Genomic DNA, 16533 nt, shown 5'->3' with positions numbered 1-16533 from the left:
CTTGTAGCAGGCGCCAATCCATGCCACCCAATAGCAAAATGTGCAAGGAGATGCCGCGATGAAACCGACTGTCGCCCCGTTCCCGCTGACCCGGATGCGCCGGACCCGGCAATCGCCCGCAATCCGGGCGCTGGTCCGTGAAAACACGCTGACATCCGACGATCTGATCTGGCCGGTGTTCGTGCGCGATGGCGAGGGCATGGAGGAGCCTGTCAGTTCCATGCCCGGGGTCCTGCGCCGGTCGGTTGACAAGATCGTGGAGGCCGCGGCCGAGGCGCGCGATCTGGGCATTCCCGTGATCTGCCTTTTTCCCTATACCGATCCCGCGCTCAAGACCGAGGATTGCGCCGAGGCCTGGAACCCCGAGAACCTGTCGAACCGGGCCACCCGCGCGATCAAGGAGCAGGTGCCGGGTATCGCGGTGATGACGGATGTGGCGCTCGATCCCTACAACATCAACGGCCATGACGGGTTTGTGGAAGACGGCGTGATCGTCAATGACCGGTCCGTCGACGCGCTGGTCAAGCAGACCCTGTCACAGGCCGAGGCCGGGGCCGATATCATCGGGCCTTCGGATATGATGGATGGCCGGATCGGTGCGATGCGCCGCGCGCTGGAGGCTGAAGGGCATAAAAACGTGACGATCATGTCCTATGCCGCAAAATATGCCAGCGCCTTTTACGGGCCGTTCCGCGATGCTGTGGGGGCGTCCGGCGCGCTGAAGGGCGACAAGAAAACCTATCAGATGGACCCGGCCAATACCGACGAGGCGCTGCGCCTGATCGAGCGTGATCTGAACGAAGGTGCCGACATGGTCATGGTCAAACCCGGCATGCCCTATCTCGATATCTGCCGCCGCGTGAAAGACGGCTTTGGCGTGCCGACCTTTGCGTATCAGGTCTCGGGCGAATACGCGATGATCCAGGCAGCCGCCCAAAACGGGTGGATCGACGGGGAAAAGGCGATGTTGGAAAGCCTGATGGCCTTTAAGCGCGCAGGCTGCGACGGGATCTTGACCTATTTCGCGCCCGCGGTGGCCCGCCTGTTGCGCGATGGATGACGATATCGGGCCAAATGATGGCGAAAAACTGCCCAGTGGCCACCAGATATAGGTGACAGCCGCGCTCTGTACGCGTATATCTGCTCATAAGATCGGAAAGATCCGGCATTTTCACCCACAGGTAGACAAACAGGCAGATCATATGAGCACCCCCTCGATTTCGCGGCGCGCCTTTACACTGGCCGCCCTAGCAGGCGTGACCGTTACGGCGGCGTGCGGCAATGGCATCGGCTCGACCGGCGGGCCCACCATCGACGCCCGGGTCGACGCCACCCTGTCGGAGATGTACCGTGTCTATCCCAACACGCGGGAGCTGGCCGGCAAGGCGGCAGGGCTTCTGGTGATGCCTTTGGTGACAGAGGCCGGCTTGGGCTTTGGTGGCGGCTTTGGCCGCGGCGCGCTTCGGGTCAATGACGTGACGGTCGATTACTATTCGGTCGTCAAAGGTTCCGGCGGATTGCAGATCGGTGCCCAGCAATATGCGCATGTCCTTTTCTTCATGACCCAGGACGCGCTGAGCGAGTTTCGCAGATCCTCCGGCTGGGCAGCCGGCGCGGATCTGGAATATGTGATCAGCGACGAAGGGCAAAACCTGTCGGCCGATACCACCACCACATTGTCCCCGGTGCTGGCCGCGGTCTTTGGCCAGGCGGGCTTGCGGATCGGCGCAACCCTTGAAGGATCCAAATACACCAGGATCATACCCTGATCGCAAATTGGGTTCCGGGGTCGGTCCTTGCATCGCCCAAGACCCGCCAAGGAGCCGCCGCCCTTCGATCGGTATCTGCATCTCCGCGACCCGTTTTTTGTCACAGCAGACGGTTCGCGCCAGTCATTCGGCACGATCTGGGTCGAGACAAACCAGCTTAGGTGAGCCTGTTTGTCGAGGTGGCAGTTCTAGACAAGTGTCCTGCCACTGCGATTTATCAATGGGTTATAGACCACTATCCTATCGATACTGAGTTCCGTATTGCCTTTGGAAACAGAAACGCCGCTGACGAAGGGCTCGTCTTTGATGTCGTCGCCCAAAGCTGGATAGGGCTTGTCGGTTGTTAGCACGATGTCATAGATGCTCACGCTTTGGGTAAGCGATCCGTTCCTGGGGTTCTCAAGACAAAAGTTGGCCCTGTTCTGTTCCTGCGGAGTTGATCCATCATGGACCAGGGGCAAGGCAAAGGACACGCTCGGTGTTTCCGGCTTGGACAGATTGGTGGATGTCTGGGTCCAAATCTGCGTGCCGCTGTCGTATTGGATGAGATTGTGAAGCTCATCGCCCGCATCGACGACCATGACGTCACCCCCAACCCACGAACCAAGCAATTTCGATCCAACATATTGCCCTGAAATCCACCAGGATGCCGGGGCGGACACATGATTGGGGTTGGGATACGGTCCCTGACCGAATGTGAGGACAGGTTGCAGAACGCCGTTTCCGATCGGTTGATAGGTTGGCCCGGCGCCGGGTTGCAAGCCTGGCCAGGCAAAAATCACTCCGGGTGCCGGGCACTTGACCTGCGGAACACGTATCTTTGATTCCGAACTGATCCAGCCTGTTCCAATGGGTGTGTCTGTCTCGGTATATCGGTTTTTTGCCGACGGTTTGATATACCCATCTGCGAAATTCGCCGCGCCACCCCACCAGGGCTCGCCGGAAAAGAAAACCGCCTCATTCGCGTTAAACTGTCCGTGCGTTTCCAGATAGAACGGCGATGTGACAAAAAAGAAAAAGGTAATCTGATCCTGGGTTTCAGCAAATGCTTGCGCCGACTCCAGACTCATGCCCGATTTCTTGCAGACCATCAGAGCCCAATCTGCCTTGTCATACATCGCGACATCGGGGACCTTAAGCCACTGCATTCCCAAATCCTTTGTTTCTTGAAGTGAAACCCGGCCCGTACCAGAGCATATGGCGTATTTATTTTCCGAGTAAAACAACTTTGGATTGTATAATCAAGACAGATCTGCGTGGTGATCCATCGTGACGATTGATCTCTTGGCAGGTCGTCACCGCGGCGTGCCTGCGGGACACGCAGTGCCTTCAGAGCATGGCAGACGCACCAAAGACCCAAACACCACTGGCAGACCAATGTCGTTCCACGTGCCATCCTTTCGAAAGACATGTCCCTGCGCGCGCGGATTATCCATCAAGATGCACGGTCCTTTCTCTTGTGTTGTGGCGCCCTAGGTTGTAAAACAAACGAACGTTTGGTTGTGAAAACGCCGCTACCTCTGAGGAGACCGCAATGACCTCCGCGCTGACCGTGCCCGACCTGATCTATGATCCGTCCGATCCCGGCGTCATGGCCAATCCGTTTCCCGTATATGCCCGGCTGCGGGATGAAGATCCGGTCCATTGGAGCCCGTCGCTCAAGTCCTGGATCATCACCCGTTACCACGATGTGCGCGATATGCTCTTGTCGGATCATCTGTCGGTCAATCGTCTGGTGCAGTTCTATAGCGCCCTGCCCCCCAAGGAGGCGGCGTTGCTCAAGGACATCATCCATTACCTCAACCTCTGGCTTGCATTCCGCGATCCGCCAGATCACACGCGATTGCGCCGGATCATGCGGCATGCCTTTACCGCAAAGGCGATTGAGGACATGCGTCCCAACATCGAGGACATCACCGAGATGCTGTTGGACAGGATGGAGGCCAACGGTTCGGATCAAGTCGATCTGATCCGCGAATTTGCCCTGCAATTGCCGGCCTTCGTGATCATGGATCTTCTGGACGTGCCGCGCGACATGCTGGATGCGTTCAAGGAATGGTCCGACGATATGGCCGTCTTTATCGGCGGCGCGCGCAATTCGGGCGACAAATACGAGCGGGCCGCGCGCGGCTGTCAAAAAATGTCATCGTATTTCCGCGAGCTGATCGCGGAGCGCACGAAAACCCCCAAACCGGGGTTCCTGATGGATCTGATCAATGCCCGTGACGACGGCGACAAGCTGACCGATGACGAACTGGTGGCGACCTGCATTCTGATCCTCTTTGCCGGCCACGAGACCACGACCAATCTGATCGGCAACGCGACGCTCTTGCTGCTGCGCCATCCCGATCAACTGGCCCGCCTGCGCGCCGACGCCGCCTTGATCGACCGCGTGATCGAAGAGGTGTTGCGCTTTGATGGCCCCACGAACGCGCTCGTTCGTGCGGTTGCCCAGGATCATCAGCTCCACGGCAAGCATTTGCGTGAAGGCGAACGGGTGTTTGTGATGGTGAACTCCGCCAATCGGGATCCGCGCATGTTCGATCAGGCCGATACCTTTGACATTACACGCCGGCAGAACCGGCATCTGACCTTTGGGCAGGGCATTCACCTGTGCCTGGGCGCCAAGCTTGCGCGCGAAGAAGGGCGGGTTGCCGTGCAGGCGCTGATCACCCGGTTTCCCGATCTGGCGCTGGACCCCGACGAGGGGCCGGAATGGCTCGATGCGATGGTGCCACGCGGCACGCGTCGCCTGCCGGTGAGGCTTGGCTCATGAAGCGCGCTGTCTTTCATCGCCATGGCGATCCCGCGCGCGTGATCGAACTGATCGAGGCGCCTGATCCCCTGCCCGGTCCGGGCGAGGTGCGGGTGCGCAACGCGGTCATGACGATCAACCCGGCAGATCTTTTGTCGATCGAGGGGCGCTATGGCGCCGATCCCATCACCCTGCCCGCAACTCCTGGCGTGGGGGCTTGGGGACTGGTCGATGCGGTTGGCGAGGGTGTCCGCGGCCTGAGCGTCGGGGATGCGGTTCTGCCGGTGGGCGGCGGTCTTTGGGCCGATACGGTTGTCGTTCCTGAACGCATGGCCCCCAGGGCACCCGAAGGGGCGGATCCCGAACAGGCGGCAATGATGAGGGCCAATCCGGGTTCGGCCTATCTGATGCTCACCGATCTGGTGCCGCTTGAGCCCGGAGACTGGGTGATCCAGAATGCCGCAAATTCCAGCGTGGGGCGTATGGTGATCCGCTTTGCCCGCGAGATGGGGTTGAAGACGATCAACATTGTGCGGCGCGCCGATGTGGTCGACATGCTCAAGGCCGATGGCGCGGATGTCGTGGTTGTCGATGAGGGTCGGACCGACCTTGGCGCCACCCTATCCGAGGTCACGCAAAGCGCACCGAAACTCGCCCTCGACGCAATCGGGGGTGAGGCGACCGCGGCGCTGGCGGGGGTTGTCGCGAACCGCGGGGTGGTTGCGGTTTATGGATTGCTTTCGGGCGATGACAGCCGCGTGGGCGCACGGGATCTGGTGTTTCGCGACGTCCGGGTCCGAGGCTTTTGGCTGGCCGATTGGTACGCCACCGCAAGCGGCGAGAGCATGCGCGATCTGCATGCGGTCCTGGCGCGCAAGCTGGCCGATGGAACCATCCATTCCGAGGTTGAGGCGCGCTATCCCCTCAGCCGCGTCAAAGAGGCCGTTGCCCACGCCGCGCGGGCGGGTCGCACCGGCAAGATCATCCTGACAGGAGACGACAATGCGTGACGTCTATGTACTCGCCACGTCCTGCACCGCCTTTGGTAAACGCCCCGGCGACGGGTTCAAGGACCTCACGCGTGAGGCGTATTTGGCCTGTCTGGCCGATATCGGCTGGGAAAACGGCGACGCCATCGAACAGGCCTGGTTCGGCAATTGCGGCATGGGCAGCTTTGAACAGCGCAATATCCGCGGGCAGGTCTGCCTGACACCGCTGGTGCGCGAGGGGCTCTTTCCCGAACGCGTGCCCACGATCAATGTCGAGGGCGGCTGTGCCACGGCGTCCATGGCGTTCCATGGCGCGTGGAAGGATGTGGCCTCGGGCGATATGGAGGTCTCCCTCGCCATTGGGGTCGAGAAAACCTTCGTCCAGGGCGACCCCGCCCGCACGCTGGAGATTTTCGAAGGCGGGATCGACCAGCTCGACCCGCAGGAATGGCACGCGTATTACGCCAAACGCGGCGCGGAAGCCGGAAAGCCCTTTGACCCGAATGGCGGCGGCGGCACGGTGTTCATGGACACCTATGCAATGCAGGCCGCATGGCACATGAAAACCCATGGCACCACCCAGGAGCAGATCGCGATTGCCGCCTCCAAGAACCATTGGCACGGCTCAATGAACCCGCTGGCGCAATACCGGTTCGAAGTCTCGGTCGAGGAGGCGCTGGCGGATCGGGAGGTCTCCTATCCCATCACCCGCTCAATGGCCGCGCCCATTGGGGACGGTGCCGCAGCGGCGATCCTGGTGTCTCAAGCTGTCCTCGACCGTCAGCCAAAGGAGGTGCGCGACCGGGCGGTCAAGGTGCGCGGATCCGTCCTGACGGGGGGCAAATACCGCGATCCGCATGAGCCGGGCCTGAGCCGGGTCGCGGCGCAAAAAGCCTATGCCAAATCCGGTCTGTCCCCGGCGGATGTCGACCTTGTCGAAGTGCATGATGCGACCTCATTCTGTGAAATCTACCAATTGGAGATGCTGGGCTTTGCCGAGGACGGACAGGGCGGAAAGCTGGTCGAGAGCGGGGCAACCAAGCTGGGCGGGCGGTTGCCGGTCAATCTCTCGGGCGGGCTGGTCTCCAAGGGACACCCGGTGGGGGCGACGGGCCTCTCGATGATCCACGAGTTGACATTGCAACTGCGCGGCGAAGCGGGTGCGCGCCAGGCGGGGACCGCGCGTCTTGCTCTGGCCGAAAACGGCGGCGGTGTGATCGGGTTCGACGAGGCGGCCTGTTCGGTCATCCTGTTGGAAGCTCGGCAATAAGACGCATCGCACTGCCTTCGCACCGGGCCGGTGCGGCCCTTGCACATCGGTCCTTGTGACAACTGGATTTCCGCTTGCCGTCGGAGGTGAGATGCCAGGCAATTCGCGCGGCCGCCCCCTTTCAGGGATTATGGGTCGTCGGTGATCCTGCGAGAGCCATCTGCTCCTTGGGCGAGCAATCGCGCGGCGTCTTGCTGCACCATCAGATCGCAAAACAGCGTGCGTTCCAGCGCATGGCCGTCCTGGGATCCGGCGTTGGCCAAGCGGATCAGTCTTTTGATATGTGCCGCAGCCCGCGCGGGCTTTGCCGCCATCCGATGTGCCAGCACCAGCGCCTCGGCTCGCGCATCCGGAACACAGGATATCGCCAGGCCCGTACCGACCATGTCATCCGGGCCAAGCGTGTCGCCGGTCAGGGTCATCCGCAATGCGCGAGACAGACCGACAAGCTGTGGCAGGCGCTGGGTTCCCCCGGCGCCCGGCAGGATACCCAGGTTGATCTCGGGCAATCCAAACTCATATGCCCCCTCCTCCACGATGCGCAGATCGCAGGCAATCGCGGTCTCGAACCCGCCCCCCATCGCGGTGCCGTTCAGGGCGGCGATATAGATTTTTTGGCTCTCTTCCATCTGGCGCAGGGTCTGATGAATGGTCCCTTCCCGCACCGGCCTGTCCATCGTAAATGTCATGCCGCGCGCGGCCATCGACGCGGCTTGCGGCGCCAGAACCTTGAGATCGTAATGCCGGATAAACACCCCCGGCGTACCTCCTGACAGAACGCAGGCGCGGATCGCGGGGGTGGCCTCGACCTCCCCAATGGCCGCCAGAAAAGCCTCCTCCATCGCACGGTCCATGAACCCCTCGTCGGGATTGGCAAAGACGATCTGCGCGACCGCGCCATCCATCTTTACGCTGACGGTTCCGCTGCTCATGCCACACTCCTTGATTAAGGCCAAAGCTTAGGGATTTGCCGGTCGAAATTCAAACAAACAATCGGTAGACTGCCCGCCAAAGCAGTCGTCGAGAGGACCGACATCGTGGGAGCGTCTGAGGCAGACAACACAGCCGACCGCCCGGCCAGGGGCACCCGCCGCAACAAACGTGAGGAGGTCTTGCAAAAGGCAGCCATACTCATTGCGCGGCAGGGATTCGATGGCACATCCATGCGCGACATCGCGGCGGCGGTGGGCATGTTGCCGGGGTCGCTCTATTATCATTTCCCCTCCAAGGAAGACATGCTGATCGCCATTCATGAGCGTGTGGTCACCGACATGACAGATCGTGTCATCGCGGCGATAGAGGGTGTGGAGGATCCTTGGGAACGTCTGGAAAAAGCCTCGGTCGCGCATTTGGTGGCGCTGTTGGAGGCCGGCAATATGGTCTCGATCATCTCGCCCAATTTCCCGGCCGACCGCGAAGAGCTGAACACGATCCTCAAATCGCATCGCCGCGCCTATGAACGTTTCTACAAAGGGCTTTTTGATGCGCTTGATCTGCCTGCGTCGGTCGATCGGGGATTGTTGCGTCTTCAGCTCTTGGGGGCGCTGAACTGGGTGCCGGTCTGGTACGATCCCGATCATCCAACCGGCCCGGACGAGATTGCCCGGACCTTTGTGCGCTCAATCTGCAAGGGATCCCAGCCGGATTGAGGAACGGCGCCTCGGCGCGCGCCGTTCCAGGGCCACGGCCCTATTTGGTGAACGCAAACGCGCCACCGCGCAGACGTCCCCCTCCCAACATCTCGGCCACCTCGATCCGGTCGAGCGCTGAACCCTCCGGACCAGAAATCTCGACCGCTACCGGTTCGGCAGGGCAAAAATCGCCGACAAACGGGATTTTCAACAGATCGAGCCCGTCTCCGCCACCCGCAACGCCGACATAGTTCAGCGACCCCGCTGCCGTGACACAGTCACCGCCGGGTTTGACGGTGAGGGTAATCGTACCTTGGTCGTCACCGCCGGTTCCGGTCCAGGTGCCGCCGGTTCCGGTCCAGGTGCCGCCGGTTTCGCTCTGACTGGCGTCGCCGGTCCCGACATCCGAGAAGAAATGCGTCCGCATCGCGGCGGCGACCTTGGGATCGGGCCCGTACCAGCCCCCGAGGATAAAGCGCGCGGATGCGCCGACCGAAGAGTCCCATCCCGTCACATCGACATAGGCATAGGCCGCACTGTAGGGCGACAGGCCGAAACCGCCATCGGCGGTATAGACGTTCAACCCCCCGGTCAGCCCGTCCACCGCAACAACGCCGTCCGGCAGCAGGCCGTCAAGGCTGGCGGCGTCCCATTTGACGGCGATCGTCACCGTATTTGCGCCGGTCATCAGATAGGGCGGCGGCGGCGCGACCTGGTCTGCCGTGACCATCGGCGCGGATAAACCGGATATCACCAGGGCCGCGCAGGCCACCTTTGCGGAAAAACGCTTCATTCAGATCTCCTCCCTTGATGCGGCGCGCGCCCCTTTCCCTGCACAGGCCAAGGCCCCGTCAGGTCGCCGCACTTTCCCAATAGGGGGCGCGAAGCTCTTTTTTGATCACCTTGCCAAGCGCGTTACGCGGAAACGCCTCGCGCAGTTCGACCCCGACCAGACGTTGGGTCTTGGCAAGCCGCGCATTGGCCCAGCTCTGGATCGCCTCAGGATCGGGCACGGCGCCGGCTGCGGGGATGACCAGTGCCAGACAGCTCTCCCCCCATTTTTCGTGCGGGACCCCGATGACCGTGACATCCATCACATCCGGGTGCTGTCCCACGATCGCCTCGACATCGGTGGGAAAGACATTGAAACCGCCCGAAATGATCATGTCCTTCTTGCGGTCGATGATCTTGAGAAACCCGTCCTCGTCCAAAAGACCGATATCGCCCGAGCGGATAAAGCTGCGCCCCCGCTCATCGCGCCAGATCAGCGCGGCGGTTTGGGTGTCGCGCTTGTTGTATTGCTGCATGATGCCGGCGCCATAGCCTGCGATCTCTCCGGCCTCGCCGCGCGCAAGCTCGGTGCCGTCCTCATCGAGGATCCGCACCTCAAAGCCCAGAACGGGGGTACCGACCGTGTCGAATTTCGCCGCGTGCTGATGCGGTTTGAGCAGGCTGGCGAACCCTTCGGAGAAGCCATAAAGCTCATAAAGACCGGGGGAAATCCGCTCGATGATCTGACGTTTGGTGTTGCGCCGCAGCGGAGAACCGGCCGACAGCACAGTGCGCAGGCTACTCAGATCCGCGCCCTCCAGCTCGGGCCGCTCCAGCACCATAAGGTATTGCGCGGGCACCATGAAGGTGTGCGTGATCCGCTCCCGCTCTACCAGTTCAAGGAACCGCGCGGCGTCAAAGGCGGGCATCACATGCAGCGTACCGCCCGCAAACAGGATCGGCAGCATCATCAGCCAGGTGCCGTTGGAGTAAAGCGGTGTCGTGGTCAACGCGCGGCTGTCAGAGGTAAAGCCCATCTCGACCGCGTTGGAAAACGCCCAGTGCAGGCGCGCACGGTGGGTCTGCAGAATGCCTTTGGGCAGTCCGGTCGTACCCGAGGAATAGATGATGTTGAACGGATCTGTCAGCGCGTGACGGATATCGGGCACAGTGTCGGGCATGGTCTGATAAATCCCCTTGAGATCGCGCCACCCTTCAGCCGCAAACCCATGTGCGATCCAGGTCGCGATCCCGTCCACCCGGTCGCGCAGGGGGATCGCCCGTTCGGCGAAATCGTCCGAGACGATGGCGGCCACCGCGTCGCAATCGGCCAGCAGATGTTCCAGCTGTTCGCCTGTGAGCAGGCCCGAGAGTGGCACGACACAGGCCCCTGCCCGCACCGCGCCAAAGAGGCATTCCAGCATTTCGGGCGAGTTGCCCATCATGACCGCGACGCGGTCGCCCTTGTCCACGCCCGCGTCAATCAGCGCATGCGCGACCCGGTTGATATTGCCGACAAACGCGCCCCAGCTGCGCCGCTGATCGCCGCAGAGAATGGCGTCCTTATCCGGGTAATGCCGGGCATGGGTCGCGAAAAGATCGGGAAGGTAGACCTGTGGATCGTCAAGCCTGTCGGTCATGTCTGTCTGTCGTCCTTGTTCGGGACCCGGGGCCAGCGCGGGTGTGCCCCCCGGATCCGGGCATTGTTGTCTCGGCTGGAAAGCGGATCCCCCTCGATCCGATTGCACCTGATGTGACAGGTGTCGCACAGCGATGGCGATTTCTCTCTCCCTGCGGGCGAGAATAACCTATATGAAGGAACATGCCAAACGATTGTTTGGTGAAGTGAGAAGGAGGCAAACCTCATGTGGCCTGACAAGACAGATGGACCCGCCCTGCGCACGCATCTGAGAGAGCGGCTGCGATTACCTCTATTCGTGGCGCCCATGTTTTTGATCTCGGGCCCGGATCTGATCGTTGCGTCGGCCCGCGCCGGGGCGCTGTCGGCGTTTCCATCGGTGAATGCGCGCAGCCCGCGCGATCTCGACGCATGGCTCGACCGGCTCAACGCCGCGGCCGCCGAGCAGCCCGAGGCCGCCCCCTGGGGCGTGAACCTGATCGTGCACCGGTCCAATGCGCGGCTGGAGGAGGATCTGGCCGCGACGGTGCGCGCGCGCGCACCATTGGTCGTGGCCTCTGTGGGGGCGCCGGATATCGTGGCAGGACCGGTGCATGACTATGGCGGGCTGGTCTTTTCCGATGTGGCCAGCCTGCGCCACGCGCGCAAGGCCGTCGCGGCGGGTGCCGACGGTCTGGTGTTGCTGACCGCAGGAGCCGGCGGCAATACCGGCTGGCTCAACCCCTTTGCCTTTATCGCCGAAACGCGGCGCTTCTTCGACGGGCCGATTGCCGTGGCAGGCGCCATCGGGTCGGGCCGCGCGCTGCATGCGCTGGAGGTGCTGGATGCCGATCTGGGATATGCCGGCACGCCTTTCATAGCCACCCATGAAAGCCTGGCCCGGCCTGGCCACAAGGACATGGTCACGCGCACGGATGCCGATGGCGTGACCCTCAGCGACCTGGTCACGGGGATCCCCGCCAATTTCGCGCGTGAAAGCCTGATCGCGGAGGGCATTATCGCGCCGGACGGCGCGCCGCTGCATCGCGGGTCGCTGGATGTGGGATCGTGGAAATCGGTTTGGAGCATGGGCCACGGAGCCGGTGGCGTTGATGATGTGCGCGGAACGGCCGAGCGGATCGATCAGTTGCTGACGGAATGGCGCGCGGCGCGCCAGCACATGGCTCGGCCCGGCAGTTGAGGACGGCGATGACGCCACCGGCCCGGGCCGCACCCGATCAGATCTTGCGCTCCAGACCCTCCCAATAGGGGGCGCGCAGCACCCGTTTGAGCACCTTTCCGGTGGCGTTGCGCGGCAGGCTTTCGCGTATCTCCACCGATTTGGGTGCGCGCAGACTGCCCAGCCGGGATTTGCAGAGCGCGATCAGATCCTCGCCGTCGACCTCGGCATCGTCGCAAAGCTCGACCAGCGCCTTGACGGCCTCCCCCCAATCGGAATCGGGCACGCCGATGACAGCCGCTTCGATCACAGCCGGGTGAGACAGGAGTACCCGCTCGACCTCTGCCGGATAGATATTGAAGCCGCCGGAAATGATCATGTCCGTCTTGCGGTCCACCAGCGTGACATAGCCCCCCGCATCCACCACGCCGATATCGCCGGTCAGATACCACCCGTCCCGAAACGCCCCTGCCGTGGCCTGCGGGTTGGCCTCATAGCCCGGTGTCACGCCCCAGCTTTGAATCGCCACCTCGCCCGGCGTGCCGACGGGCTGTTCGCGTCCCGCCTCATCCTGCACGGCGACCTGCCGCAGGAGGGACGGGCGTCCGACGGATATCAGCCGCCGATCCCATTCCGGGCCGTCATCGGGGCGATGGTCCTGCGGCGGCAGGAACGCGATCGGGCCCAAAGCCTCGGCCTGACCGTAGAAATTGCTCATCACCGGACCGAACGCGGCAATGGCCTCACGCAGCTTTTGCGGAGCCATCGGGGCCGCGGCATAGACAAACCGGTGCAGGCTGGAATAGTCGTGCTGCTCCCGCGTTGGCGCGGCCAGCATCCGGTAGATCAACGTCGGGGGAAGAAACAGGATTTCCGCCCTCTCCCGCTCAATCGCGGCCAGAATATCCTCCGGCTCGGTGCTGTCCATCAGGATATGCGTGCCGCCGGTGATGGTGAGCGCGAAAAGAAACGTGCCCGCGAAATGGGTCATCGGAGCCACGACCAGATGGCGTTTGGGTCCATGCACCTCAAGGGCATGCAGCATATCCATCGACGCGATCAAATTGGTCAGATGCGTATGCCGCACACCCTTGGAGCGCCCCGTTGTGCCGCTGGTGGAATAAAGCGTCCAGAGGTCTTGGGGAGTGTGCGGCACGGCGCGGGCGACGGTCCCTTCGGGCGCCATCCACTGCGCCATCGCATCGTCGTCGCCGTCCCGGTCGATGCAGATCGCCCGTGCAATCCCGGGGCAATGGGCCCGCACCTCAGCCACCTCATCTGCAAAGCCAGAGTGATAAAAGAGCACCGCGACCCCATTATCCCTCAGGATCTGCACATTTTGCGCGACCGCGTTACGCGCATTCACCGGCACCATGACGCAGCCCGCGCGAAACAGGCCGAACATCGCCTCAAGCCCGCGCCAGTCATTGGGCAGGTAGACACCCACCCGCGTGCCCGGCCCAAACCCATCCCGCTCAAGCGCCGCCGCGATCCGGTGCGTGGCGTCCCTGCTCTGGGCATAGCTGCGCGTCACGATCCCTTGTTTGACAAAGACGCTGTCGGGGTCGCGTCTGGCGGAGCGGTCGAAAAAGTCGATCAGGCGCATGACCGGATCATCCCATCGTATCGGGCAGGAACGTGGCAATCACCGGGAAGGCAAGCAAGAGGCCCAGGATCACCATCTCGATCATCAGAAACGGTGTCACGCCCCGAAAGAGCTGCCCGGTCCTGACCCGCCCATCGGCGGAGGCCAGCACCGCATACAAGTTCAGCCCCACGGGCGGAGAGATCGCCGCGATCTCGATCAGTTTGACCACGATGACCGCGAACCAGATCGGATTGATGCCCAGCGTCTGCGAGATCGGAAAGAGGAACGGCATGGTGATCACCAGCAGCGAGACCGAATCCAGAAACATCCCCAGCAGCAGGAAGAGGATAACCGTCATCACCAAAAACCCGGTCACACCCAGTTCTGCCGCCTGCACCAGGCTGCGCAGATCGCCGATAAAGCCCGAGATCAGCAGGAACCGGCTGAAGATCAGGCCCGCGATCACAATCAGAAAGATCATCGCGGTGATCCGGGCGGATTCGAGCAGCGCCTCCCATAGATCCGACCCTGCAAGCCGCCGCATCGACAGCGCGATCAGCAGCGCGCCCGCCGCCCCGACCGCACCCGCCGCCGAGGGTGGGAAAAGACCCGAATAGATGCCGCCCATCACAAGCGTCATCAGCAAAAGAACACTCCATACCTTGCTGAGCGCGCGGAACCGGTCGGGCCAGGTCGGCTGTTCGGTCAGGTCTGGCGCCCAGTGTGGACGGAATTGCAGAAAGATCCGGATCCCGACCATATAGCCAGCAGCCGTCAGAACCCCGGGCAGGATGCCCGCGATCAGCAATGCGCCCACCGGCTGACCGGTCAAAAGCGCGAAAAGCACCATCGCAATCGACGGCGGGATCAGCCCGGCAAGCGTGCCGGCCGCCGCGATACATCCCGCCGAAACGCCGGGATCATAGCGAAACCGCAGCATTTCGGGCAATGCCATGCGGGTGAAAACGCCCGACGCGACCACGGTCGAGCCGGAAGCCGCGGCAAAGCCCGCCTGCGCGACGATTGTCGCCATAAAAAGGCTGCCGCGCACCCGGCTGAGCATCGCCTGGGCCGCGGCATAAAGATCGCCGATGATGCCTGCGCGGCCGGCAATCGCCCCCATCAGAACGAACATCGGAACCACCACAAACGTATAGTCGCTGGCCAGCGTGTAAGGCGTCGTCTTGAAGGTGGTCAGCAGGAAGGACGGGCCGACGCTGAAGTAAAGCCCCGCCGCCGCGACCCCGGCCAGCGCAAAACCCACAGGCACACCGATGGCCAACAGCACCAGAAGAATGACAAAGGCCACGCCGCCTTGCTCAAATCCGCCCATCTGACTTACTCGTCCCGTCCGGGGCCGCGCCAGGCCTGGAGAAGAAAGACGCTGATCGTGATCGCCGCGCCGACGGCGCAGGCCAGTTTGGCAGGCCAGATCGGATATCCCAGCGTCGCGGCCGATGCCTCCCAGATCCCCACACTGTCGATGGCCATGTCAACCGCGCCATAGGCGATGAGGCCAAAAACCCCCAAACCGATGACCTGGCTGAGCCACCAGCCGAGCAGACGCAAGGCGCGCGGCATGAACGGCAGGAAAAGATCGACGCGGATATGATCGCGGCGCCGCTGCACCAAGGGCCAGGCCAGAAAGATGGCTGCCGCGGCCAATGTGCCCGACATGTCGACCTTGAAGGACAAAAACGTGCCAAAGACCTCGCCCGAGACGATATCGGCGGCCCCGACCAGCATCACGACAAAAAGTGTAACGGCACACACCCCCAGCGCCACGCGTTCCACCAGTGTCGCACCTGCGACGCGCAGTGACGGGGGCCCGCCCTCAGGCGCGCCCCCATCTGTCATTTTCGTCTCTGCCGTCACTGGGCAAAGCTTTGGGCGGCCTCGCGCTGCAGCGGTACGATACCGGCGATGGCATCGCCCATTCCGGCCTCGGTCATCCGTTCTTCCCAGACAGAAATCATGTCCGGCGACTTGGCGATAAACGCCTCCATATCGGCCAGTTCGATCATCTGTCCGCCCGCTTCGGCGACAGCGGCATAGGCTTCTGCCTCGGCCCCTTCGAGCCATTCGAGATCCTTGGCCATCGCCTCTTGTGCCACTTCGGTCATCAGGCTGCGCACGTTTTCAGGCCAGGAATTCCATCTGTCCGCAGGCGCATAAATCTGGAACGTGGTAAACGTGCCGGTGTTGATATCCGACACATAGGGCGCCACCGATTGCAGCGAGAAGAACGGCACCCATTCGATGGGGCCAAAGTTGCAATCCAGCGTGCCGCGCTGAAGCCCTTCGCGGATTTCCGGCGCCTGAACGCGGGTGGGCACCATGCCATAGGCCTCCATCCAGATCGGGACATAGGCCCCGCCCACGGCGCGGACCCGCAACCCTTCAAGGTCGGACATCCGGTTGATCTGCTTGTTGCAGGTCAGCCGATAAGGCGAGGTCACCGTCCATTTGATCGGATGCAGGTTCAACGCGTCCAGTTCGGCCCGTGTCGCATCGGCGGCATAGACCTCTCCGGCAAGTTTCTGCGCTGTTGCGGCATCCGCCGACACGCGGTTCAAAAGACCCGCCGCGACCGAGGTCATGGGCATCTCGGACGCATGTACCGCTTGGGCAAACACGCCCAGATCGACCGCGCCAGAGGACACCAGGTTCTTGATCTCCAACAGACCGCCCAACTGGCCGGACCAGAACATCTCGATCTGGATTTTACCACCCGAGCGGCGCTCGACCTCTTCGGCCCACCATTTGTCCCATTGGACCGCGGGCCAGGTCTCAGGCAGCGGATGCGCCATGCGCAGGCTGACTTCCGGATACTCTTCGGCCGTGGCTTGATAGGCCGCCAATGCGATTGCTGCGGCGCCTGCCGCCCGAACGATTGTTGTGAACATGCCATCCTCCCTCTTGCAGTTCAAGGTGCCCTGTCCCACCGCGCTGTGCGATCCTC

The 16533-nt window shown here is 62.4% G+C and carries 15 protein-coding genes; 7 read left to right on the top strand and 8 right to left on the bottom strand.

Going from position 1 to position 16533, the window contains the following annotated elements:
• Positions 1-58: 58 nt before the first annotated feature.
• Positions 59-1060 carry a porphobilinogen synthase gene (gene hemB / locus HEP69_RS01370; RefSeq protein ID WP_290556724.1) on the top strand — a complete coding sequence of 334 codons (1002 nt, stop codon included), beginning with the start codon at positions 59-61 and terminating at the stop codon, positions 1058-1060.
• Between the two features lie 142 nt (positions 1061-1202).
• Complete coding sequence (locus HEP69_RS01365; RefSeq protein ID WP_290556723.1) at positions 1203-1769, top strand: YSC84-related protein; 567 nt, start codon at positions 1203-1205, stop codon at positions 1767-1769.
• 188 nt (positions 1770-1957) lie between these two features.
• Here the strand turns inward: HEP69_RS01365 and HEP69_RS01360 are convergent, their stop codons facing one another.
• The gene (locus tag HEP69_RS01360; protein WP_290556722.1) at positions 1958-2917 is read right to left on the bottom strand and encodes a hypothetical protein; all 960 of its coding nucleotides are present in this window, start codon (positions 2915-2917) and stop codon (positions 1958-1960) included.
• A 386-nt stretch (positions 2918-3303) separates the two neighbouring features.
• Here HEP69_RS01360 and HEP69_RS01355 point away from each other — a divergent pair, with 386 nt between their 5' ends.
• Genes HEP69_RS01355 through HEP69_RS01345 form a run of 3 tightly spaced genes read left to right on the top strand, consistent with a single transcriptional unit; the run spans position 3304 to position 6783 of the window.
• A complete protein-coding gene (locus HEP69_RS01355; RefSeq protein WP_290556721.1) occupies positions 3304-4545 on the top strand; it encodes a cytochrome P450 in 1242 nt (413 codons plus the stop codon).
• Entirely contained in the window at positions 4542-5534 is a 993-nt protein-coding gene (locus HEP69_RS01350; RefSeq protein ID WP_290556720.1) for a zinc-dependent alcohol dehydrogenase family protein, read from the top strand. Before HEP69_RS01355 ends, HEP69_RS01350 begins: the two co-directional genes overlap by 4 nt.
• Complete coding sequence (locus HEP69_RS01345; protein WP_290556719.1) at positions 5527-6783, top strand: thiolase family protein; 1257 nt, start codon at positions 5527-5529, stop codon at positions 6781-6783. The genes HEP69_RS01350 and HEP69_RS01345 overlap by 8 nt, the downstream gene beginning before the upstream one ends.
• A 128-nt stretch (positions 6784-6911) precedes the next feature.
• Here HEP69_RS01345 and HEP69_RS01340 read toward each other — a convergent pair whose 3' ends face one another.
• Positions 6912-7715, bottom strand: a complete 804-nt coding sequence (locus HEP69_RS01340; protein WP_290556718.1) for an enoyl-CoA hydratase/isomerase family protein — start codon at positions 7713-7715, stop codon at positions 6912-6914.
• Positions 7716-7820: 105 nt separating this feature from the next.
• Here HEP69_RS01340 and HEP69_RS01335 point away from each other — a divergent pair, with 105 nt between their 5' ends.
• Positions 7821-8432, top strand: a complete 612-nt coding sequence (locus HEP69_RS01335) for a TetR/AcrR family transcriptional regulator (RefSeq protein ID WP_290556717.1) — start codon at positions 7821-7823, stop codon at positions 8430-8432.
• 40 nt (positions 8433-8472) lie between these two features.
• Here the strand turns inward: HEP69_RS01335 and HEP69_RS01330 are convergent, their stop codons facing one another.
• Complete coding sequence (locus HEP69_RS01330) at positions 8473-9207, bottom strand: hypothetical protein (protein WP_290556716.1); 735 nt, start codon at positions 9205-9207, stop codon at positions 8473-8475.
• 58 nt (positions 9208-9265) lie between these two features.
• Positions 9266-10825: an AMP-binding protein gene (locus HEP69_RS01325; protein ID WP_290556715.1), complete on the bottom strand. Its 1560-nt coding sequence runs from the start codon at positions 10823-10825 to the stop codon at positions 9266-9268.
• A 225-nt stretch (positions 10826-11050) separates the two neighbouring features.
• Between HEP69_RS01325 and HEP69_RS01320 the strand changes: the two genes are divergently transcribed.
• Positions 11051-12004: a nitronate monooxygenase gene (locus HEP69_RS01320; protein ID WP_290556714.1), complete on the top strand. Its 954-nt coding sequence runs from the start codon at positions 11051-11053 to the stop codon at positions 12002-12004.
• A 37-nt stretch (positions 12005-12041) separates the two neighbouring features.
• Here HEP69_RS01320 and HEP69_RS01315 read toward each other — a convergent pair whose 3' ends face one another.
• The 4 genes from HEP69_RS01315 to dctP are packed head-to-tail and all read right to left on the bottom strand — an operon-like array spanning position 12042 to position 16477.
• Complete coding sequence (locus tag HEP69_RS01315; protein WP_290556713.1) at positions 12042-13589, bottom strand: AMP-binding protein; 1548 nt, start codon at positions 13587-13589, stop codon at positions 12042-12044.
• Between the two features lie 7 nt (positions 13590-13596).
• Positions 13597-14904, bottom strand: coding sequence for a TRAP transporter large permease (locus HEP69_RS01310; RefSeq protein WP_290556712.1), 1308 nt, complete (start codon positions 14902-14904; stop codon positions 13597-13599).
• 5 nt (positions 14905-14909) lie between these two features.
• Positions 14910-15428: a TRAP transporter small permease gene (locus HEP69_RS01305; RefSeq protein ID WP_290556711.1), complete on the bottom strand. Its 519-nt coding sequence runs from the start codon at positions 15426-15428 to the stop codon at positions 14910-14912.
• Between the two features lie 14 nt (positions 15429-15442).
• Complete coding sequence (gene dctP, locus HEP69_RS01300; protein ID WP_290556710.1) at positions 15443-16477, bottom strand: TRAP transporter substrate-binding protein DctP; 1035 nt, start codon at positions 16475-16477, stop codon at positions 15443-15445.
• Positions 16478-16533: the final 56 nt, after the last annotated feature.

Source organism: Aestuariivita sp., from assembly GCF_021404545.1.
GTDB lineage: Bacteria > Pseudomonadota > Alphaproteobacteria > Rhodobacterales > Rhodobacteraceae > Aestuariivita.
Note: the sequence above shows the minus strand (reverse complement) of the source record. Positions and strands in the feature narration are given on the sequence as shown.

Excerpts from the sequence above, each read along its gene's own strand:
- hemB (WP_290556724.1), top strand. The coding sequence starts at position 59 with ATGAAACCGACTGTCGCCCCGTTCCCGCTGACCCGGATGCGCCGGACC.
- HEP69_RS01365 (WP_290556723.1), top strand. The coding sequence starts at position 1,203 with ATGAGCACCCCCTCGATTTCGCGGCGCGCCTTTACACTGGCCGCCCTA.
- HEP69_RS01360 (WP_290556722.1), bottom strand. The coding sequence starts at position 2,917 with ATGCAGTGGCTTAAGGTCCCCGATGTCGCGATGTATGACAAGGCAGAT.
- HEP69_RS01355 (WP_290556721.1), top strand. The coding sequence starts at position 3,304 with ATGACCTCCGCGCTGACCGTGCCCGACCTGATCTATGATCCGTCCGAT.
- HEP69_RS01350 (WP_290556720.1), top strand. The coding sequence starts at position 4,542 with ATGAAGCGCGCTGTCTTTCATCGCCATGGCGATCCCGCGCGCGTGATC.
- HEP69_RS01345 (WP_290556719.1), top strand. The coding sequence starts at position 5,527 with ATGCGTGACGTCTATGTACTCGCCACGTCCTGCACCGCCTTTGGTAAA.
- HEP69_RS01340 (WP_290556718.1), bottom strand. The coding sequence starts at position 7,715 with ATGAGCAGCGGAACCGTCAGCGTAAAGATGGATGGCGCGGTCGCGCAG.
- HEP69_RS01330 (WP_290556716.1), bottom strand. The coding sequence starts at position 9,207 with ATGAAGCGTTTTTCCGCAAAGGTGGCCTGCGCGGCCCTGGTGATATCC.
- HEP69_RS01325 (WP_290556715.1), bottom strand. The coding sequence starts at position 10,825 with ATGACCGACAGGCTTGACGATCCACAGGTCTACCTTCCCGATCTTTTC.
- HEP69_RS01320 (WP_290556714.1), top strand. The coding sequence starts at position 11,051 with ATGTGGCCTGACAAGACAGATGGACCCGCCCTGCGCACGCATCTGAGA.
- HEP69_RS01315 (WP_290556713.1), bottom strand. The coding sequence starts at position 13,589 with ATGCGCCTGATCGACTTTTTCGACCGCTCCGCCAGACGCGACCCCGAC.
- HEP69_RS01310 (WP_290556712.1), bottom strand. The coding sequence starts at position 14,904 with ATGGGCGGATTTGAGCAAGGCGGCGTGGCCTTTGTCATTCTTCTGGTG.
- HEP69_RS01305 (WP_290556711.1), bottom strand. The coding sequence starts at position 15,428 with ATGACAGATGGGGGCGCGCCTGAGGGCGGGCCCCCGTCACTGCGCGTC.
- dctP (WP_290556710.1), bottom strand. The coding sequence starts at position 16,477 with ATGTTCACAACAATCGTTCGGGCGGCAGGCGCCGCAGCAATCGCATTG.